The sequence below is a fragment of the Paraburkholderia sp. J8-2 genome (assembly GCF_905220195.1).
Classification (GTDB): Bacteria; Pseudomonadota; Gammaproteobacteria; order Burkholderiales; family Burkholderiaceae; genus Paraburkholderia.
Genome location: NZ_CAJMZA010000035.1, coordinates 1 through 19453 on the forward strand (window position 1 = coordinate 1; position 19453 = coordinate 19453).

The 19453-nt window shown below is 61.8% G+C and carries 16 protein-coding genes; 5 read left to right on the forward strand and 11 right to left on the reverse strand.

All coding sequences use genetic code 11. The features are described 5' to 3' along the window. Positions 1-66: 66 nt before the first annotated feature. The gene (locus tag U5A52_RS37140; protein WP_321918067.1) at positions 67-1491 is read left to right on the forward strand and encodes an ISNCY family transposase; all 1425 of its coding nucleotides are present in this window, start codon (positions 67-69) and stop codon (positions 1489-1491) included. Positions 1492-1657: 166 nt separating this feature from the next. Here the strand turns inward: U5A52_RS37140 and fabF are convergent, their stop codons facing one another. After that, complete coding sequence (gene fabF / locus U5A52_RS37145) at positions 1658-2896, reverse strand: beta-ketoacyl-ACP synthase II (RefSeq protein ID WP_415774112.1); 1239 nt, start codon at positions 2894-2896, stop codon at positions 1658-1660. Positions 2897-3104: 208 nt separating this feature from the next. On the opposite strand from fabF, the gene U5A52_RS37150 reads away from it, so the two are divergent. The 4 genes from U5A52_RS37150 to U5A52_RS37165 all read left to right on the forward strand — a co-directional run bounded on the left by U5A52_RS37150 (position 3105) and on the right by U5A52_RS37165 (position 7280). Next, positions 3105-4136: an AraC family transcriptional regulator ligand-binding domain-containing protein gene (locus tag U5A52_RS37150; RefSeq protein ID WP_321939037.1), complete on the forward strand. Its 1032-nt coding sequence runs from the start codon at positions 3105-3107 to the stop codon at positions 4134-4136. Between the two features lie 605 nt (positions 4137-4741). Then, on the forward strand, positions 4742-5428 hold the full coding sequence (locus U5A52_RS37155) for a YfiR family protein (protein WP_321939040.1): 687 nt from the start codon (positions 4742-4744) through the stop codon (positions 5426-5428). Further along, on the forward strand, positions 5425-6684 hold the full coding sequence (locus tag U5A52_RS37160; RefSeq protein ID WP_321939041.1) for a diguanylate cyclase domain-containing protein: 1260 nt from the start codon (positions 5425-5427) through the stop codon (positions 6682-6684). Before U5A52_RS37155 ends, U5A52_RS37160 begins: the two co-directional genes overlap by 4 nt. 83 nt (positions 6685-6767) lie before the next feature. Beyond that, the gene (locus U5A52_RS37165) at positions 6768-7280 is read left to right on the forward strand and encodes an OmpA family protein (protein ID WP_321939043.1); all 513 of its coding nucleotides are present in this window, start codon (positions 6768-6770) and stop codon (positions 7278-7280) included. 42 nt (positions 7281-7322) lie between these two features. Here the strand turns inward: U5A52_RS37165 and U5A52_RS37170 are convergent, their stop codons facing one another. The 10 genes from U5A52_RS37170 to U5A52_RS37215 all read right to left on the reverse strand — a co-directional run bounded on the left by U5A52_RS37170 (position 7323) and on the right by U5A52_RS37215 (position 19268). Continuing rightward, on the reverse strand, positions 7323-9311 hold the full coding sequence (locus U5A52_RS37170; protein ID WP_321939045.1) for a sigma-54-dependent Fis family transcriptional regulator: 1989 nt from the start codon (positions 9309-9311) through the stop codon (positions 7323-7325). Between the two features lie 264 nt (positions 9312-9575). After that, complete coding sequence (locus tag U5A52_RS37175; RefSeq protein WP_415774110.1) at positions 9576-10901, reverse strand: Nramp family divalent metal transporter; 1326 nt, start codon at positions 10899-10901, stop codon at positions 9576-9578. Positions 10902-10964: 63 nt separating this feature from the next. Beyond that, on the reverse strand, positions 10965-11171 hold the full coding sequence (locus U5A52_RS37180; protein WP_321916265.1) for a hypothetical protein: 207 nt from the start codon (positions 11169-11171) through the stop codon (positions 10965-10967). A 100-nt stretch (positions 11172-11271) separates the two neighbouring features. Further along, positions 11272-12909, reverse strand: coding sequence for a molecular chaperone GroEL (locus tag U5A52_RS37185; protein WP_321939047.1), 1638 nt, complete (start codon positions 12907-12909; stop codon positions 11272-11274). A gap of 42 nt (positions 12910-12951) precedes the next feature. Further along, positions 12952-13836, reverse strand: coding sequence for an iron-sulfur cluster assembly protein (locus U5A52_RS37190; RefSeq protein WP_321939049.1), 885 nt, complete (start codon positions 13834-13836; stop codon positions 12952-12954). Then, entirely contained in the window at positions 13833-14858 is a 1026-nt protein-coding gene (locus U5A52_RS37195; RefSeq protein ID WP_321939050.1) for an amidohydrolase family protein, read from the reverse strand. Before U5A52_RS37195 ends, U5A52_RS37190 begins: the two co-directional genes overlap by 4 nt. A gap of 81 nt (positions 14859-14939) precedes the next feature. Further along, positions 14940-15293, reverse strand: a complete 354-nt coding sequence (locus U5A52_RS37200; protein WP_321916269.1) for an MmoB/DmpM family protein — start codon at positions 15291-15293, stop codon at positions 14940-14942. Positions 15294-15337: 44 nt separating this feature from the next. Further along, positions 15338-16420, reverse strand: a complete 1083-nt coding sequence (locus U5A52_RS37205; RefSeq protein WP_321939052.1) for an aromatic/alkene monooxygenase hydroxylase subunit beta — start codon at positions 16418-16420, stop codon at positions 15338-15340. Positions 16421-16457: 37 nt separating this feature from the next. After that, on the reverse strand, positions 16458-17540 hold the full coding sequence (locus U5A52_RS37210) for an NADH:ubiquinone reductase (Na(+)-transporting) subunit F (RefSeq protein WP_321939054.1): 1083 nt from the start codon (positions 17538-17540) through the stop codon (positions 16458-16460). A 57-nt stretch (positions 17541-17597) separates the two neighbouring features. After that, positions 17598-19268, reverse strand: a complete 1671-nt coding sequence (locus U5A52_RS37215) for an aromatic/alkene/methane monooxygenase hydroxylase/oxygenase subunit alpha (RefSeq protein WP_321939055.1) — start codon at positions 19266-19268, stop codon at positions 17598-17600. Positions 19269-19453: the final 185 nt, after the last annotated feature.

The following is a 19453-nucleotide window of genomic DNA, read 5'->3' on the forward strand; positions in this document are numbered from 1 at the left end:
ATTTACAGATGTCGTGTTTTTGACCACTGGCATGCTAACCGGCTCGTGCGAACTGCGGAGCCAGCCATGCGACCAGGCGAACTGGTGACACTGACGATGCGAGAGCTTGACCGACTCAAGGTGATCCAGGCGGTGGCCGAGACGGGTTTGAAGCCCGGGCGTGCCGCCGAACGGCTGGGTCTGAGCGTGCGCCAGGTTGAGCGACTGGTGATCCGCTATCGCGAACACGGACCCGCGGGCGTGGCTTCGGGCCGACGCGGACGGCCAGGCAACCGGAAGCTCGACGAAGGCCTGGCGTTGCGCGCGCTGGCACTGATCCGCGAGCGCTACGCCGATTTTGGCCCGACGCTGGCGTGCGAGAAGCTCGCTGAATGTCATGGCATCCGGCTCGCGAAGGAAACGGTCAGGAAGCTGATGGCAGACGCCGGGCTATGGATTCCACGTGCGCAGCGTCCGCCGAAGGTCTACCAGCCCCGTGCGCGCCGCGCGTGCCTGGGCGAACTGATCCAGATCGACGGCAGCGACCATCGCTGGTTCGAGGAGCGCGCGCCGGCCTGCACGCTGCTGGTGTACGTGGACGACGCGACGAGCCGCCTGATGCACCTGCACTTCACGGCCACGGAGTCGACCTTCAGCTATTTCGAGGCCACGCGTGCGTACCTGGAGCGTCACGGCAAGCCGGTGGCGCTGTACAGCGACCGCGCCAGCGTGTTTCGCAGTGTCAGCGCCGGCAAGACCGGGCGCAGCGTGACGCACTTCGGGCGCGCGATGTACGAGCTGAACATTGACACGTTCTGCGCGAACTCCAGCCCGGCCAAGGGCCGCGTGGAGCGTGCGCACCTGACGTTGCAGGACCGTCTGGTGAAGGAGATGCGGCTGCGCGGCATCAGCACGCTGGCTGAAGCGAATGCCTGGGCGCCCTCCTTCATGGCGAGCTACAACGCCCGCTTTGCGAAGCCACCGAAGAGCGGCTTCGACGCCCACCGGCCGCTGCGCGCCGACGAGAATCTCGATCTGCTGATGACCTGGCGCGAGACGCGGCGGGTGACAAATGCGCTGACGGTGCAGTACGACCGCGTGATGTACCTGCTCGACGATACGCCGCAGAACCGCAAGCTGGTGCACCGTTACATCGAGGTGTGGGAGTACCCGGACGGACGCATCGAGATCCGTGCTGACGGCCAGCCGCTGCCGTACCGCGAGTATGACCGCCTCACTGAGGTGGACCAGGGTGCGGTGATCGAGCACAAGCGGCTGGCGCACGCGCTCGCGGTGGCGCAGGCCCTGCAGGCGCAGCGCGATGACCGGCGGGCTTCGGGCTCGCCTTCGCGCACGAACCGTGGCGTCGAGGTACGCCGGGCTGAACGGGTGCCGGGCACGAAGAAGACGCGCGAATTCACGCAGGCGGACATGGACGCGGTGATCGTGAAGCTGGCACGGGCGGCAAAGCCAGATTCAAAGTCTGGCCGTCGGTCTGCCAGGGCTCGCTGAATGAACACAGGCGCCCTGCTGCTTCAACCCATGTTCTTCAACAATACGGGCGAACAGAACCATGAAAGAGATACGACATCTGTAAATGGCTGGCCGTACGACATCTGTATCTGGCCATGACATTTGATGTAGATCCGCGGGTCGCCCGATGCGCTCGCAGCGGGAATTAAAGCCGACGGAATACCAGGCTCGCGTTGACGCCCCCGAAACCAAATCCATTGGAGATCGCATATTCCGTCGATATTCTGCGGGCCGATCCGCCGACAATGTCGATGCCGTCCGTTGCCGAATCAGGCTGCGTCAAGTTGAGCGTAGGCGGCGCAAGCTGGTCTCGCAGCGCGAGCACCGTGAAAATGGCTTCCACGCCGCCAGCGGCCCCAAGCAAATGTCCTGTCGAAGATTTGGTGGCTGATACGGCGGGACCTCGACCTGTTCCAAATATCGCCTTAATGGCCGCCAACTCACTGATGTCGCCTACGGGCGTGGACGTCGCATGGGCGTTCAAATGCCCGATCAGCCTGGGTTCAAGGTTCGCCTGCTGGATTGCCAGCTCCATCGCCCGACGTCCGCCGGCGCCGTCCTCGGGCGGAGACGTCATATGGTGTGCGTCGGCGCTCGTGCCATACCCCATCACTTCCGCAAGCGGAGTGGCGCCCCGCTGCAATGCGTGCTCCAGGTCTTCTATGACGAGCATGCCGGCGCCCTCTCCCATGACAAAGCCGTCTCGCCCAGCATCGAACGGGCGGGACGCCTGAGCGGGTCGATCATTAAAGCCCGTGGACATGGTTCTTGCCGCGGCGAATGCCCCCAGGCTGACGCGATCGATACAGGCCTCGGCTCCGCCACACACGGCAATATCGGCTTCGCCAGCGCGAATCAGGCGCGCTGCGTCGCCAATGGCCTGTGCGCTGGCAGCACAGGCAGTGACCGGTGCGCCCAGGGGACCACGAAATCCGTGGCGAATGGATATATGGCCCGCCGCCATGTTGGCCAGGAAACTCGGAACGGTGAAAGGAGAAAGTCGCCTTGGACCCCGTTCGTCAGTAGTCCGGACGGCCTCCACAATCGCACCGAACCCACCTACGCCGGATGCCACGATTGTTGCTGTCCTTTGGCGAGCGCTTTCTGTTGCAGGTTGCCACCCCGATTGATTCAAAGCCTCTTGCGCCGCGGTCAACGCAAAGAGGCTGAAGCGGTCCATCTTCTTCTGGTCCTTGGGTTCCACCGCGAGAGCGGGATCGAATCCCCATGGGCAGTCTGATGTCAACACAGGCACGACGCCACCGACCTTCGATGCAATCCCTTCGGTGACGTCGCCAGGCAAACCGGCCAGGCCTGAATGCCCCTTCAAGATGCGGCTCCATACGGATTCGACGCCACATCCCAACGGCGACACCATACCCATGCCAGTCACAACGATCCGTCTCGTGCTCAAACCAAGCTCCCTTTTGACCGACGAAGAAACGCCGCCAGAAATTGGCGCAACGCGCCATCTGGCCGCTATCGCAAACTTCAGGCGTAGCAGAATTTCCCGGTCAGTATAGGCGCATGGCTAGCAGAGAACTGGCGCATCGCGCCAATCAATGTGCAAAATGCGCCATAATGGACGAACCATGAAATTGTCCTCGCAAAGCCCTCTCACGCTTTCCGCCCACTTCTTGCACGGGATGCTGCGCGTCATTCGTGCCCGTCACGGAGAAGGCGTAGCAGCACAAGCACTCGCCAGCGCCGCCATCCCCCCGTCCCTTCTCAATCAGCCTGACGCTCGAATGACACGTCAGCAATACGTCGCGTTGTACAGGACAGTCGCGGCGACGCTCGATGACGAGATGCTGGGACTATGGTCCAGGCCGATCCGGGGTGGCACGTTGAAGTACCTGATGCTCAGCTTGCTGGACGCGCCTACCGTGCTGGTGGCGTTCAATCGTTTTGTCCGCTTCTGGAATTTGTTGCTGGATGACTACCGGTTGCAGATATCAACGAAGAAGGATCTGGTGCGACTGGCTCTGGCGGAGCGAACGTCTGGCACACAGGTCACGCCACTTGGGCATGAGTTGATGATGAAGCTCGTTCACGGCATCGCATCATGGCTGCTTGGCAGGGAGATCAACCTCCATCGAGTCGAGTTCAGTTTCGCCAAGCCGAGGCATGTAGAGGACTACGCATTCTTGTTCCCAGGTCCAGCGCACTTTGATTCAGAGGCGACGAGCATTTATTTCTTGTACCAGGATTGTGCGGAGCCGTTCAAACGCGAGAAACACGAGCTATGGGAATTCCTGAAGCGTGCTCCCGGTGACTGGACATTCACCGCACTTCACTACGGATCCATTGTGGCTAAGACGCGCGAGTATCTTGAACAGAATATTGCGCAGCCGGTGACGATACAGGATCTTGCACAGGCGCTGCACACGTCTGTACGCACGCTCAACCGCAGATACGCAGAGGAAGGAACGCATTTCCAGCTGGTGAAAGACGGACTACGACGGGATATCGCAGTCCATCGGCTGACAAACTCGAACACGAGCGTGGCCGCGCTCGCATTTGATCTCGGCTTTTCCGACGCTACCGTTTTTTGCCGCGCATTTAAACACTGGACCGGCAGTAGTCCTACTGACTATCGCAAAGGCACCCGGCAGGGTGAATGACGTGGCAGTCCACACGCACAGAACAGCACTGCACGCCACGCCGTCCCAGGCGGGGGCAGCGTGGGACTCATCGCCTGACCAGGTCAGACGAAACCGCTTGTGACCCGCCAAAGAACACCGGCCTCAATCGAAGATCAGGCTTGTTTTGGCGCCGCTCGCTCGCGTTAGCGCGCGGCTGCCCTCGGGCCGAGCTAGTCGGAAGTGCGGCGAAATTTCTTGACCACTCCTCCCACTCTAAATTCGCGCGCACCCGCTCGCCTCCATCACTTGATGGAGATCGACCAGAAATGCGCAGCATGGCGTGCCTGCATTGATCATGCCTGGACGGTTGGCTGGAGCAGGTGCCGCCGACGTCCGAGAGCTGCTCTTTCGACATCCTGAATAATCTCACCTCAGTTGGGTGCCGACGGTTTTGACCCTCCAATCTACAGATCAATTCGCTGCAGAGCGGCAAACGTCGATGGCCACAGCGAAAGCGGGTGTTCGACTGGTTGATCGTGCGACTTTGCGCTTAAGATGAACTTCTGCGCGCATCACCTTGTGCACGCCCGCGAATGGCGGGAGCCAGGGCAGCGCCTGGATCAACGCCAACAGGTGTTTTCATCATGCATGCGAGCGTGCCCGCCGCGGTCGCCGGTCGTGCGGCTGCAATGAGGCCAAGGAGCGCGGCGCTGGCGACGTTTGGCCTGCCTGGCTGGTCGGCCCGGCTTCGCCACGCCTTGCTCGCAGCGGCATGCGCGCTGGGCGCGGCACCGGGCGCGCTCGCCGACACACCCGACAATACAGTCGATTCGGCCCACACGGCGGGCACCGTCACCACCGCGAGCCGCACCGGCCCCACCGTTTCGCCACGAGACGCCGCCGTGCGCCAGGTCGTGCTCGGAATCATCAGCTTTACGCACTGGCCGACGCCGCCTGGCCACCTGCACCTGTGCGTGACGGGCCGGCCCGACTACGCACAAGGCCTGGTCGACACGCTGCAGGCCGGCTCGACGCCGCTCGAGGTGCAGCATTTCCCCTTTGATGATTCCGCCCTTGGCGCAGCCTGTGAAGTCGTCTATCTCGGCGACCTGAACGGTGCCGAGAGACAGCGGGTCAGCGCCACCGTGGCTGGCCGCCCGGTCCTGACGATTGCGGAACACGATCCGACCTGCACCGCGGGCAGCATGTTCTGCCTGAATGTCGATGGCGAGCGCGTTACGTTCGACATCAATCTCGATGCCGTAGCGCGCAGCGGCGTACGCGTCCAGCCCAATGTCCTCAATCTCGCGCGGCGGCCGGTGACGCCATGAGACGGCCCACGCCCCCCGCTTTCCCTGCGCGCCCGACGCTGCAAAGCGTATTGCGCCGCGCGCATCTGCGTCTGGCGTTCGTTGCCGTCACGATGGCCGCAGTGTCGTTGATCATGGTCGCCGTGATCGCATTGCGTGCCTATGCCGGCAACAACCTGAACCTGCTGGCCCGCTCGCTCGCCTATACGGTCGAGGCGGCGTTGGTATTCGGCGACCGCATTGCGGCGACCCAGGCGATCGTGCTGATCGCCAAGGAAGAGGACGTGGCCGAGATCGTCGTCTCGGACAGCGCGGGTCGACCCTTCGCGGCATGGCAGTCGCCAGCCGCCAATGCGATCGCCAGGCTCGAGCGGTCGGTCGCCGACATTGCGCTGCCTGGCCCCGTCACCGTGCCGGTGGTCCACGACGGCGTTGTCGTCGGTTACGTCGAAGTGCGTGGCCAGGGGCACCAGTTCTTCGGTTTTCTGCTCGGCGGCGTCGGTGGCATCCTCGCGTGCCTCGCCGTTAGCGTGCTTGGCGCTTATGTCAGCTCGAAGCGCGTGCTGCGCAGCATCGTCGCTCCGCTGCACGCGCTGGCCGGCGTTGCCCACGCAGTGCGGCGCGAGCGTGCGTTCGAGCAGCGGGTCGAGCCCGCGGCAATCGCTGAACTTAACGAGCTCGGCAACGACTTCAACGCCTTGCTCGACGAATTCGAAGACTGGCAAAACACCCTGCGCCACGAAAACGCGTCGCTCGAACACAAGGCGACCCACGACGCGCTCACCGGCCTGCCCAATCGTTGGCAATTCGAGGCTCGCCTCATGCGTGCGCTCGACGAGGCCATGGTGACAAGGCAGCGCGTCGCCGTCCTCTATCTCGACTGCGACCGCTTCAAGGAGATCAACGACGGCCTCGGCCATGAAGCCGGCGATGCGGTGCTGATCGGTATCGCGGCGCGGTTGCGTACGCAGTTGCGCGAGGTCGATCTGGTGGCACGCCTCGGCGGCGACGAATTCGCCGTGATGCTGGCGCCGATGCGCGAACTGGCCAGCGCCACACGTATCGCCGAGGACATACTGTCGAGCATGACACCGTCGATCACCTTGCCCGATGGCCGTACGGTGGCCACCATGATGAGCGTCGGGATTGCGTTGTATCCCGATCACGCGTGTGACGCGAACGGCTTGCTGCGGGCCGCAGATGCGGCGATGTACCGGGCCAAGCGAGCGCGGCCGGGCTCGTGGCAGTTTGCTGAAGGTGTCGCAGGACAGGCTTGACGTTATGGCATGGTCCACCAGCCGGATCTGTCGCAAGAATTTGCAACCGTGCGCGCAACGCCGGCGCGTTCGAGGGGAATGCGATGAAAAAACACTCGTCTCCTGCAGGTAGCTGGCGGATGGGCATCGGGAGCGCACTGCTCCTGTGTATGCTGCTTGGGGCCTGCAAGACGCCGCCGCTTTACCGTGGTCTGACGCAGACGCAAGTTCAGGCACTCACGTCGGCGGGCTTCGAGGAGACCGAACAAGGTTTCGAGTTCGGCTCGACCGGACCCATTCTGTTCGACTTCGACCGCTACAACCTCAAGCCCGACAGCCGCAGGATTGTCGAGCACATCGGCCATACGCTTATGTCGGCGGGGCTGACCAGCGTGCGAGTCTATGGCTACAGCGACGCAGAAGGCGCGAATGCCTATAACTTCGAGTTGTCCAGACGCCGTGCGGAGGTCGTGGCGCTCGAACTGATCGACACCGGCCTGCCTGCCGGGGATGTCGAGATCATCGGGAAAGGTAAGCGTGATCCGGTGGCGGATAACCGCACGGAAGCCGGCCGGGCTCAAAACCGCCGTGTCGCGATTGTCGTCTCGCCACGCTGAGAGTCTATGGAAAATAACCGATCGCTCCAGTTCACGCAGACCTCATTCCCTGGCTGCCGGTTTCACGATGCCTTCCAGTTGATAAAGCTCGATCTTTCGATAAAGTGTGCTTCGCGAGACACCGAGCGCGCGTGCGGCTTGCGCGAGGTTACCGTGTGTATTGTGCACCGCGCGTGCAATGGCCAAACGCTCGGTTGCCTCGAGACTTGCCGCCTCGTCACGCAGCGAGGGGATGGCGCCGGACATCGAGATTTCATCAAGCAATTCGACAGGCAAATCGTCGAGTGAAACGGCAGGTTCGCTGGACGTCAACAGCATATTCTCGATTACGTTGCGCATTTCCCTCACATTGCCGGGCCACGAGTAGGCACGCAGCACGGCCATCACCTCCGTGCCGAGTTGTCGTTCGGGGACACCATGGCGCAAGGCAAGCTTGCGGTTAAAGTGCTCGACTAGCAGATCGATATCGATGTCCCGTTCGCGTAGCGGCGGAATACGTAGGCGCGTAACACTGATCCGGTAATACAGATCGCGGCGAAAGCGACCGGACTCGACCTCTTCGCGCAGATTGCGATTGGTCATTGCCAGCAAGCGCACATCCACGCGGCGCGGTTGCGTATCGCCCAGGCGGTAAATGACGCCCTCTTCCAGTACGCGCAACAGAACGGGTTGAAGTTCGAGCGGCATTTCACCGATCTCGTCGAGACAAAGCGTCCCGCCGTGAGCCAGTTCGAAACGGCCGGGCCGCCCTTCCGTTGTCGCGCCGGTAAAAGCGCCACGCACGTGACCAAACAGTTCGCTGGCAATCAGTTCCTTCGATGCCGCACCGCAGTTATACGCGACAAACGGGCCGGTGCCGCCCTCTTCACCATGAATCGCGCGCGCGAACAACTCTTTGCCAACGCCCGTTTCACCCTCGATGAGCACCGGAACACGCCTGCTGGCAAGCTGGCGCCCGCGATTGACGGCAGCCTGCATCGCGGAACTTTGCCCCTGGATTTGCGCGAAGCCGTTGCGCTGTGGATCAGCTTCGCCGCGACCGGCGAGTCGTACACTCACAGGCCGCGTCCTGGCCGGCACGACCAGCATCGCCCCAATCGGGCTGCCGTCGACGACGACAGGGTTGAACCATTCGGCGCTCAAGCCAGCGGGCAAATGCTGCGCCCAGTCTTCAACGGCAGAGGTCTCGCTCATGCCAGGAAAACGCTCGCCAATACCGACCGGCAACGTGACTCTGCCAGTGGTATGCACGAGCCGGCCACTGCGATCGATCGCGACCATCCCGGTCGCATCCGACGACGACACCCGCTGCAGGCAAAACGCCAGCAAACGCATATGTTCGCGAGCGGCCTGCTCGGCGAGCACCATTTCGATTTGACGCGCGGCGGTCACCGCCAACGTAAGATTGTTGATCTGATAAGTGGAAGGCGGCCCGGAAATATCGAGTACGCCGATCACCGCGCCCGTGCCCGGCTCGCATATTGGCGCGGCCGCGCAACTCCATGCCTTGATGCCTTCGCAGAAGTGCTCCGACGCATGAATATAGGTCGGCTCGCGCGTAGCCAGCGCGGTGCCGATACCGTTGGTGCCCGCACTGCCCTCGCACCAGTCGCCGCCAATCGTCAAATGGATTTTTTCGCCGGCCGCCTGCGTGCGCAAATCGCCGGCTGCTTTCAGGATGACACCGTCCTGATTCGTGAGCAGCAAGATTGAATGTGAATCTGCGAACAGGTCGGCTGTGACAGTGAACAGGCGATCAGCCGCGGCCAGCAGATCGCGATGGCGCCAGAGCAGCGCCGCGACTTCGTCGCCATGTACCGCGATAGGCGCTGAAACCGCAGTCGGACTCACGCCTGAGCGCAAGCTGCGTTGCCATGAGTCGATGAGCGCCGGGGGAGCGGAAGTCGAGGATTCGCCCGCCAGAAAGCGCTCCCAGGCGAGCATCGTGCCCCGATCGGAGTGACGGAGGTTAGCGCGCTGCGCGTTGGCCACGATGCCACGCATCGCAGCCTGATGACCAGGATCCGACATGCTGCCAAGCTGATGTCTCCTCGCCACAACGTCCTCCTGGGCGATGGGTCAACGCGGAGCCGGGCCCTGAGGCCGGCTTCGTCATGACTAGCTAGAATATTGTGGCTGGACGAATCTTGCCGACTTCTATTTTTCAAACCCAGCAGCGAACGCGCTCGCAGTATATGCCTGAATCCTCAACAAGTCTTTTGGGGGAAACACGGTCAGCAAACCGCGTACCCCGCCTCGCCTTGCACTTTCATTAATCTCTTTGTCACGCGTTTGTCAGCTCCCCCAGCCGGGAATACCAACGCCACATGTTTGCAGCACCACCACGACGTTGAACGATAAAACCACCAGCGCGGCCAAGGTGGCGATGACCGTCGTAACCGTGCGATTAGCGTAGTCGCCCATCACTGCATCGCAACGCGTAAACCACAGCAAGGCTGCCATCGGCAGCGGCAGCGCGAGACTCAAAACCACCTGACTCAAGATAAGCGCACGGGTTGCGTCGACACCGAGCGCCACCACCGCGAACGCGGGCACCATTGTGACGGCTCTGCGCAACCACAGCGGAAATTTGAAGCCGACAAACCCCTGCATGATCATCTGGCCCGCCATGGTGCCCACCACCGAACTGGATACGCCCGAAGCAATCAGCGATATCAGAAAGATGCTCGCCGCGCCTGCGCCGAGCAGCGGCGCAAGTGTGCGGTACGCGTCCTGGATTTCCGCGACCTCGGCATGGCCATGATGAAACGCACTCGCAGCCATGATCACCATTGCCATATTGATGACGCCGGCAATGCTCAGCGCGACCATCACTTCGAGGTTCGAAAACTTCAATAGTTGCTTACGCTCCTTCCCGCTGCGCGCGACCACGCGATCCTGCGTCAGTGCTGAATGCAGAAACAACGTATGAGGCATGACCGTCGCACCGAAGATACCGACCGAGATCGTCAATGCATCCCTGTCCGGCAGGTTCGGCGAAAACGCGTGGAGCAGGACCTTCGGCCAGACCACCGGCGCGATGAACAACTCGGCGAGATACGAGAGGCCAATGACGCCCACCAGTGCGCCGATAGCGAGTTCAAGCGGCCGAAACCCGGCGCTTTCGAACAACAGGAGTCCGTATGTCACCACCGCCGTAATCGCCATTCCCACGAGCAACGGCAGATGGAACAGCAATGCGAGCCCGATCGCGCCGCCGAGAAATTCGGCCAGATCGGTGGCCATGGCTGCGATCTCGCTCGCCCCCCACATCAACAGCACAACCGGTTTAGGGAACCGTTCCCGACACAATTGCGCGAGGTTTTTACCCGTGACAATGCCAAGTTTCGCCGACATCGCCTGAAACAACATGGCCACGAGGTTCGCCAGCACCACCACCCACAGCAACGTGTAGCCGTATCGGGCGCCCGCCTGAATATTCGTCGCGAAGTTGCCGGGGTCCATGTAGGCCACGGAAACGACGACCGCCGGACCGGCAAACGGCAGCAGCTTCAAGGCGCCACGACGGCGCCCTTCCAGTACCTCGCGCGCAGCAAGCATCGTGCGGGCTGTACTTGCCCCCGAATTCGCCACGCTCGCTGGCCGAACGCGATCATCCATGCGTGCGCTCCCGTTGTTCCCGCAATGCGCAGGAGCGCCCTCCCGGGCAGGCAGGTATGGCGATCACGCTATGGCTTTGAGGATCGCACTGGCAACGCCGTGCATCAACGCAGCGGTCGTTGCGCTCACATCGCATAGCAAAACCGAAAGCCCACACAGCGTGATGCTCCAACCCAGCGTGACCTTGAGCACGCGCATCGTGGGCATCGCGCCAACATGCCGGACCGTCGTCGCAGTCGCACCGAAGTGACGGCTGGTATCTCTCGCCATTGTTCGTCTCCCCACGGCGGCGCCTGCCCGGTCTGCGCGGGCCGCGGCCATGCCAGACCGGCCTCCGGATACGGAAAGCCGGCTACGCCAGTCTTGTCTTCTATGCCCGGCCGAGCCGCTCGGCGCCTGCGCCCAACGCGGGGCCGGCGGTCGGATCGGTCGTCTCCGGCTTTTTGGCGATCAGCGTCTGGGTGGTGAGAATCAACCCTGCTACCGAGGCCGCATTTCGCACCGCACTGTAGCTGACCTTGACCGGATCGATGATGCCGGCTTCGGCGAGGTTCACGAAGGCGCCGCGACGCGCGTCGAGCCCCATTCCGGGTTTTGCGCGTACCGCTGCGCTGACGATCGCCGCGCCGTCGAGGCCGCAATTCGTGGCAATGTGAAAGAGCGGCTTTGCCAAGGCGCTTTGCAAGAGCCGCGCACCTTGCTGCACGCTGCCATGGCTACGCGCGATGACACCCTCCAGTTCGGACGAGACCTGCAACAAGGCCATGCCGCCACCCGGCACGACCCCTTCGGCAATCGCCGCGCGCGCCGCGTGAATCGCGTCGTCGATCAGATGCAGCCGGCGCTTCTGTTCGACCGGGGTTGCGCCACCCGCGAGAATCAGCGCGGTGCCGCCCGACAGCTTGGCGAGCCGCACCTGAAACTTGTCGCGCTCGACATTCTCCGGCGCCATCTCGTACTGGCGCGCCACCTGTTGCCGGCGCGCTGCTACTGCCGTGGGATCGCCGCCACCTGCAGTGATGATGGTCTGGTTCGACGAGATGCGTACCTGGCGCGCGCTCCCCAGGTCGCCCAATTGCGTGGCTTCGAGCTTTCCGCCCAGGTCGCGGGCAACGACCTTGCCGCCTGTCACGATGGCGATGTCTTCGAGCATCGCCTTGCGCCAGTGTCCGTACTCCGGTGGATGAATCGCCGCTACGGGCATGCCGCCGTTGTCGCGCCATGCGAGCAGCGTCATCACGCAGGCTGGCGCCACCTCTTCGGCGATGATCAGCAGCGGTCGTTTGCTCTGCGTCGCGAGCGCCTGCAGCGCGGCCACTTCCTCCTGCGACTGCAGCCGCTGATCGGTCATCAGAATGAGCGGGTTGTCCAGCACCACCTGCATTCTTTCGATGTCGGTCACCATGTGATGAGACAGGTAGCCGCGATCGAACGCCATCCCGTCCACCACTTCGAGACGGGTTTCGACGGTATTGCCGTATTCCACATCGACGATGCCGTCGGCGCCCACGCGTTCCAGTGCTTGCGCCACAAGGTTGCCGGTAAACTCGTCGTTGGCTGCCACCACAGCCACGGCGCGCACTTCGTCACTGCTGCGCAGGGGCGTTGCCGAGCGCTTGAGCGAATCGATTGCCTCGTTGACGGCCAGTTCCAGCCCCTGCACCAGTTCGACCGGGTTGGCGCCCTGCGAGAGGCACGCGAGGCCCTCCTGAACCAGTGCGTCGGCGAGCACAGTCGCGGTGGTCGTGCCGTCACCGGCGACTTCGTTGGTCTGCCTGGAGACTTCGCGCACGACTTGCGCGCCAATGTTCTCGAATGGATCTTCGAGTTCGATCTCGCTGGCAATGCTCACCCCGTCGCGCGAGATGATCGGCGAGCCGATTGGCCGGTCGATGATTGCGTTCATTCCACGCGGGCCCAGCGTGCCTCGCACTGCCTTGGCCAGTTTCGCGATACCCCGACCTAGCGCCATGCGCGCTTCGTCGTCATGCAGCATGATATTCGGCATGATCCTGTCCCTCCTGATCCGGTTAGTTCTGGTTGCTCTTGTTTACTCTGCTGCGCGAGGCGCCTCTCGTGCTGGCGCGAACGACCCGCCGGGCTTCGCATCGCGAGTGCGCACGAAGTGCACCGGTTTGATCTCGACTGCCGGTGCGGATGTGCAACCCTCGCCGTAGCGGGCAGCCAGCAGACCGCGGCAAAGCGCGCCGTTGAATTCGGCATTGACGCCGACCCTTCGCAACGCTCGCAGGTATGCGCCTAGCTCGTCTGCAACCAGCGCTTCACCTTGCGCGTCGACGAATGCCAGTGCCGCTTCGTGCTCTGCTTTGGCATCGGCACCACGCCCTGCAACGAATCGCCGCTCGCAGTATCGCGCTACGAGCCGCCGCGTTTTCTCATCGTCCGTGCTCTCGCCTGCCAGCTCCGACAACTGCGCCATGCTCAGGCACACCAGCTTTGCGGGCTCGTTGCCTTGCCCCAGCAGCCAGCTTAAAAGCGCCTCCTGCCGCCGCTGGAAAGCCTTGACGAGAAAAATGCGCCGTACGTCCTCCACCTCGCCATTGGCCTCGCCGCCGAAGGTCTGCTGGAACGATCGTCCGGCGGCTACACCTCGATTGATTTCGGCGGCGTACATATGCTCGTCGAGCGTAATAGTGATGTTCGTCGCCCATGGCAAGCCCGCTATCGCCCGCCGCATGTCGTCGGCCATCAGGTAGGCGAAATTCGCCGCGCACCAGTAGGTCGGCAAGCGGAAACCGATCGACACACAGCCGCCCTCGACCTCGACCGTGGTGACGAACCCCAGTTCCGTCACCGACTCGTCGAGTTCAGGGTCAGCAACCGTCGCGAGCCGGGACCAGACCTCGGCGACGCGGCCCGATGCGACCTCCGCCCCGATTGCGGCCGAAGCTTGCACAACGAGCGGCGTGCTCATGCGCCTGCCGCTGCCGGTTGCCGGACATCCTCCAGCAAGGCCTTTTGCGCCTCGACATCGATGCCATACAGGCGCGCCGCGTTGAGCCCGAGGATCTTTTTCTTGGCCGTCAATGACAACTGCACACCGGTTTCCTTGCTGACCGACTCGGGCAATTCGAAGGCCATGAATTTTTCGATCAGCCATTTCGGCGACCAGATGCCGTAGTCGCTGCCGTAAAGAATCTTGTCCTCGCCGATCCAGAACAGCAGCTCCGAGATCACATGCGCGAAGTATTCCGGCCGCGTATGAATGAACGGCAGCACCACGGCGAGGCCGCCGTAGACGTTCGTCTCCTGGGTCGCGATCCAGCAGAAGTCGTCGAGTCGCGGCAAACCACAGTGCTCGACAATGAAATTCAGGTTCTGAAAACTGGTCGCGGCATCGTCGACATCGGCCACGTCGAACGCGTCGCGATTCAGCGGCAGAATCGTCGGTCCCTTGTGAACGTGGATGTTCTTGATCCCCAACTTCTCGCAGCGTTCGAAATAGCGTTGCACACCTGGGTCCGACAGCTTGTAGCCTTTGCTGTCGCCGCGCCATTCCGCCGTGTAAAGCTTGACGCCCTGAATCTTGTAGAGCGACGCAAGCTCCTCGAGTCGATCGAGGCCGGCTTCCCCATCGCGTGGATCGAACGCACCGTTGACGATAAAACGGTGCGGATACTTCTTCTTCAAGACGTAGTTGGCCTCGGTCGTGTTGAAGCCGTTCTTGTAGAAGTCGGTCAGATACGTTGGCTGACAAATCGCCATGTCGTCGTAACCCGTGACGAACAGGTCGTCGACCATCGCCTCTTCGCCGTATTTGTCGAACTTCTCCTTGGGCCACAGATACTCCTTGGGGCTCAGGTTCGAGTGATACGCATAGAAGCAGTCAATGAATTGCTGGCCGTGCACGTTCTTGACGTTGGCCTTGCTGCCGTCCCATAGATGAACGTGGCCGTCGATGATGAAGACTTCTTCACCGTCCGTGGTTCGATACATGGCATTCGTCTCCTTGGTTGTACGAACGGCCCTTCGCCATAGCGGGAAACGGGCCGTATGGTTGGATCGGGGGGTGTTCGCTCACTCGTAAGCCATCGCATCATCCATATTGCCGAACAGCACGACCGTCTCGTCGTCGATCATCACCATGCGCCCGTAATGGGTCGAGGTGGAAATCTCGAACAGATGCGGCGTCATCTCGCGGCCTAGCGCTTCGCTGATTTCGCCCATCTTGAACTCGATCTTGCCCTGGCCGTCGATGCGAATCATCGCTGGCAGATACGTCACCGTGATGCCCGGTTTCGCAGCCATCAGTTCGGCGATCGCGCGCGCCTCGACGCTATCGTTCATCGTCACACCGCATTGGTGCGAGATGGTCTGCTCGAAGCGGACGTCCTTCATCGACTTGAAAATGTTGTCGGTATGCACTGACATTGCGTACTCCTCTGCGCGGTGGATTCGAATGGTTCGAGCGGCGCTCAAGCGCGGATCGACGAAGGAAAGTGAACGCCGATCTCTCTCGCGATCATCTCCGCCCGTTCTATCGCGCTGTTCAGACAGTCGTTGAACTGGGCCGTTTTCACGTGCGGAATCGACCAGATCGGCTGCAACTGCTTCGCAGCGGCCAGAGCCAGCACGCCGTGTTCCTCCAGCCACGCGCCGAACAGCTTGCGATTGGCTTCGCCGTACTGCGGGTCGTTCGTGAGCATATGGAACAGTTCGACCGCGTTGGCCAGATTGCGCTCGTAGTCGCCTTCCGCAGCCGACACGACGGTCGGCGTCAGAAAGTCGTTTTGCGCCGCTGCGACCTGCATGATGAATCCGCTGCGAAACAGGTCTGCAACGAGCGGTTCGAACACAACGTTCACGGCGAAGTACTTCTCGAGAAAGTCGGTGGCCCCGCCGATGGCTTCCACCGCACGACGCGTGTCCTGCCAGATGGGATCGCTCAGCCAGTGCTGCTTGCCCGCATCGAGGTCGAGATTGGGCAGGTCGAGCGCGATCTCACCCAGGTAGAGTGTCAAATCCTGAGCGAAGCGCAGCTTGTACGACGCATTGGTCAGGATCGCGCTATTGATCATCTGCGTGTAGCCGTAGCGCTGCGCATGCATCGTGGAGGTGCCCAAACCGAACTCGGCATGCTTGTATGCGCCCAAATGCGCTTCCAGCACCTTGATCCACGTTTTGTCGAAGCGCTTGACTGCCCCGGAGCGCCGCGCGTTCTGAATCGCGCCACTGATCATCCCGACGATGGTCGACTGACGCTGGTAGTGCGTGCGCTCCCACTCCTCGTCGACGGCGCGGAACTTGTGCCAGTCCGAGCTTTTGGCAGCCGTCCACGTTTGCGAATATGTCGGCGTGCCGTCGGCGAATGAAAGAATCCAGTCTTGCAGCAGATAGCGATGTGGATCGGGCTGCACGTCTACGGTCATGTCTTCGTAGTGGCTGGCCTTGCGGCCCTTCGGCTCGAAGTAGTTGTACTTGCGGCTGTCCCAGCCGGCAAACTGGGCCGCGCCGGCCGCGCCCGATTTCACCGGCGACTGCTCTGCCAACGTACTCATGTTAGTCCTCCTTCACGTTTCGGTTATGGACATCCTGTCAGCGAACCGCCTGCGTAAACTTGTCGAAATACAGCCGCTCGGGCGCAACACCGGCCATTTGAAGAACCGGCATCACCGCCTCGATCATGGGAGTGGGGCCGCACGCGTAGGCGTCGATCTCACCCGCGAGCGCTTCCTCTCGCAGGGTGCGCCCGACCACCTCGTGGATAAAGCCGGTCTCGCCCGTCCAGCCGTCATCCGGTTCGGCGTTCGAAAGCGCCGGAATAAAGCGGAAATCCGGCAGCCTCTGCGCCAGGTCCGCGAACTCGTCGAGATAGAACAGATCGCGCCGGCTGCGCGCACCGTAGAAAAAGCGGATGGGGCGCTCCTCGCCGCTTTGCACGTGATCGCTCAGGATCGACCACAGCGGCGACATGCCTGACCCTCCGCCGACGAGCACCATGGGTCCAGGCTGATCCTCGCGCCGGAAGCAGGTGCCGTACGGGCCCTTCGCAATCAGCCTGTCCCCTGGACTGAGCCCGCCATCCAGTTGCGACGAGAACGCCCCGTTGGGATACTTCTTGATGATGAATTGCAGCGTCGATTCACCGTCGGGCGTATTGGCCATGGAAAACGATCGCGTGATGCCCGCGCCCGGAATCGTCAGGTCGACGTATTGTCCGGCCCAGAAGCGCAAAGGCCTCGAAAGCTTCACCTCCAGCAGCCTGATGTCGTGCGTGAGCGCCGTGATCTTCGTGAGCGTCGCGTCATATTCGCTGACCGCGATCGAGCGGCGCATCAGGTCTTCGTCGTAGTTCAGCAGTTCGACGGTCAGATCGCTATAGGCGAGCGTGCGGCATAGCAGGATATGGCCGGATTCGCGTTCGTAGTCGGGCAGCGCGAAGGTCGAATACTTCTTGAGTTCGACATCGCCTTCAATGAGCAGCGACTTGCAGCTGCTGCACTGCCCCTCCTTGCATCCATGCATCACCGCGATGCCCTGGCGAAACGCGGCGTCTAGCACTGTTTCGCCTTCCGCCACCGACATCTGCACGCCGACTGGCTCGAAGTACACGGTATGGAATATCTTGTCGTCGCCCTGGTCCGCCATCTCGCGCCTCGTTTCTTGCGTGTCGCTCATCGTGTGCTCCTCATCCGTCCGGCGGCAAACTGCGCGCCGCCGGACCGGACGCCCTGGTCAGCTCACCGGATTGATCTTGAAGCCGGCGCGATACTCGGCGATGTGTTTCTCGCGCTGTTCCGGCGTCATGCCCCGCAGCAAGACAAGCGGGCTCTGGATCGTGTAGCCGCGTACATGGTCGAGCGTCCACATTTGCCGGTCGTCGAAGCGCAGATGCGGTTGCGGCACGAGCGTCTTGCCGTCGCTGCGCACGAAGCCCAGATCCTTGATGCAATCGGCGAGATCCCAACCGTGGTAGCACTCTTCCCATTGGCGGCGCCCGCTGAAGCGCCCCATTGCCGGTGTCGGTCTGCCTTCGTATTCGTCGGCGAACGCGACCTTATGCGTCCAGCGGCACAGCTCCGAGCAATAGGTGTACAGCTGGCCGTCGACTTCATCGACCACGAAGTCTTCGCGAATCAGGCAAGGCACGAGACAACTCCAGCAACGGTGTGGATAGACGTACCCGTTTTCCTGATCGAACAGCATGTTGGTTTCGCCCGGAACGCTCTTCTTCGCATACCACTTCCAGTAGTCGCCAAATTCGGCGTACCAGCCGGGGTACTTGTGCTCGAACCATTCGAAGTCTTTTTCGGTCTGTGCTTCGATGCGCCAGAAGTTCACGGGCCAGCCCACCGAGAAGAACTGCGCGACCTTGTGAACATAGTTCTGCTTGACGATGCGATCCCAGGCAGCAGCGACGTCATCGTGATGAATCTTGATGCCGTACTTTTCCAGCGGCAGCATGTAGGTCCGGTAGTAATCCTCGTAGATCCACCGGTGCCACAACTCGGCGTACGATTCCTTGTTCTTGTCGCGGTCCGTGGTGCCGTATTCGATGAAGGTGCCAATCGCGGCGTCGACGATCGCATGGTTCTGCCAGAATGCGTAGCGCAGATCGCGTTCCAGCAGCAGATGGTTGTCCGGATCGTTGATGATCGACATGACCAGAGAGTGGCCATTGCCGATATGGCGGCTTTCATCCGACTGCACGGAAAGAAATACTGTCGGCAATGCATAGTCGCCGTTGCGGGCAGCCTCCGACGGCATTGCCACAAACAGCGTATTCGTGAACGCCGTTTCGGCCACCACCTGCAGGAACACGTTGGCAGCCGTCACCGCGTCACCAGTGAGGAAGCCCTCGGCGAACTGGCGGCCGATCGTGGTGGCATAGCACTTGCCAAACGCCGCTTCCGTAATATCGAACCCGGCCGGATCGATGTAGTTTTCCATGTACCACTTTTTCAGGTTCATCTGGATCGTGGAGTGCCGGAACTCGTCGACCATCTGCATCGTAAAGCCGGTGCGCAAATCTTCGCCGGGCGCGAGCCGGCCGAGCATCGCCATTGAACGCGCAGCCGAGATTTCGGGGAACGGAATGATCGCGAGGAACAGCTTCATCCATTCCACCCAGCGGGGCTCGACGTTGCGGAACATGTCGCCGCGCAATGCCGCGTCGAGTGCGCCGTACACGCGGTTATCCTTCTCCTCCTGCATCGGGAAATAAGAGCGCAGCACCTGTTTCATCGGGTCGCGTGGCGCCTTGCTGATCTTGTAGTCCGTCGGGAAGGTCATGGCTTCCTGGACGTAACTCGGAGTCCAGCCAAGATCGGCAACGCGGCGCGCCGCTTCGCCAATGCTGATACCGCGCTGGGACGTGATCTTGTTGAGCGTTAATCCATCAGACATTGAGCTCTCCTGGTTTCATTTCGATTACTGCCGCAATGCGACGCTTCGGGCGGAGCCGGCTAGCGTCACGACCAGAGTCAACAACGCGGGCGGGCCGTCTCGTTGGCAAGCGAAAAGGTCGGAGAAAAATCGAAGTGCAGGCCTGCTGGGCCTGACTTCATGATCGTGTCTCCTGCTGTTTTCGT

What these genes read in the sequence shown, in the direction of transcription:
- U5A52_RS37140 (WP_321918067.1), top strand. Translation starts at nt 67, where the DNA reads ATGCGACCAGGCGAACTGGTGACACTGACGATGCGAGAGCTTGACCGA.
- fabF (WP_415774112.1), bottom strand. Translation starts at nt 2,896, where the DNA reads ATGGGTATGGTGTCGCCGTTGGGATGTGGCGTCGAATCCGTATGGAGC.
- U5A52_RS37150 (WP_321939037.1), top strand. Translation starts at nt 3,105, where the DNA reads ATGAAATTGTCCTCGCAAAGCCCTCTCACGCTTTCCGCCCACTTCTTG.
- U5A52_RS37155 (WP_321939040.1), top strand. Translation starts at nt 4,742, where the DNA reads ATGCATGCGAGCGTGCCCGCCGCGGTCGCCGGTCGTGCGGCTGCAATG.
- U5A52_RS37160 (WP_321939041.1), top strand. Translation starts at nt 5,425, where the DNA reads ATGAGACGGCCCACGCCCCCCGCTTTCCCTGCGCGCCCGACGCTGCAA.
- U5A52_RS37165 (WP_321939043.1), top strand. Translation starts at nt 6,768, where the DNA reads ATGAAAAAACACTCGTCTCCTGCAGGTAGCTGGCGGATGGGCATCGGG.
- U5A52_RS37170 (WP_321939045.1), bottom strand. Translation starts at nt 9,311, where the DNA reads ATGTCGGATCCTGGTCATCAGGCTGCGATGCGTGGCATCGTGGCCAAC.
- U5A52_RS37175 (WP_415774110.1), bottom strand. Translation starts at nt 10,901, where the DNA reads ATGGATGATCGCGTTCGGCCAGCGAGCGTGGCGAATTCGGGGGCAAGT.
- U5A52_RS37180 (WP_321916265.1), bottom strand. Translation starts at nt 11,171, where the DNA reads ATGGCGAGAGATACCAGCCGTCACTTCGGTGCGACTGCGACGACGGTC.
- U5A52_RS37185 (WP_321939047.1), bottom strand. Translation starts at nt 12,909, where the DNA reads ATGCCGAATATCATGCTGCATGACGACGAAGCGCGCATGGCGCTAGGT.
- U5A52_RS37190 (WP_321939049.1), bottom strand. Translation starts at nt 13,836, where the DNA reads ATGAGCACGCCGCTCGTTGTGCAAGCTTCGGCCGCAATCGGGGCGGAG.
- U5A52_RS37195 (WP_321939050.1), bottom strand. Translation starts at nt 14,858, where the DNA reads ATGTATCGAACCACGGACGGTGAAGAAGTCTTCATCATCGACGGCCAC.
- U5A52_RS37200 (WP_321916269.1), bottom strand. Translation starts at nt 15,293, where the DNA reads ATGTCAGTGCATACCGACAACATTTTCAAGTCGATGAAGGACGTCCGC.
- U5A52_RS37205 (WP_321939052.1), bottom strand. Translation starts at nt 16,420, where the DNA reads ATGAGTACGTTGGCAGAGCAGTCGCCGGTGAAATCGGGCGCGGCCGGC.
- U5A52_RS37210 (WP_321939054.1), bottom strand. Translation starts at nt 17,540, where the DNA reads ATGAGCGACACGCAAGAAACGAGGCGCGAGATGGCGGACCAGGGCGAC.
- U5A52_RS37215 (WP_321939055.1), bottom strand. Translation starts at nt 19,268, where the DNA reads ATGTCTGATGGATTAACGCTCAACAAGATCACGTCCCAGCGCGGTATC.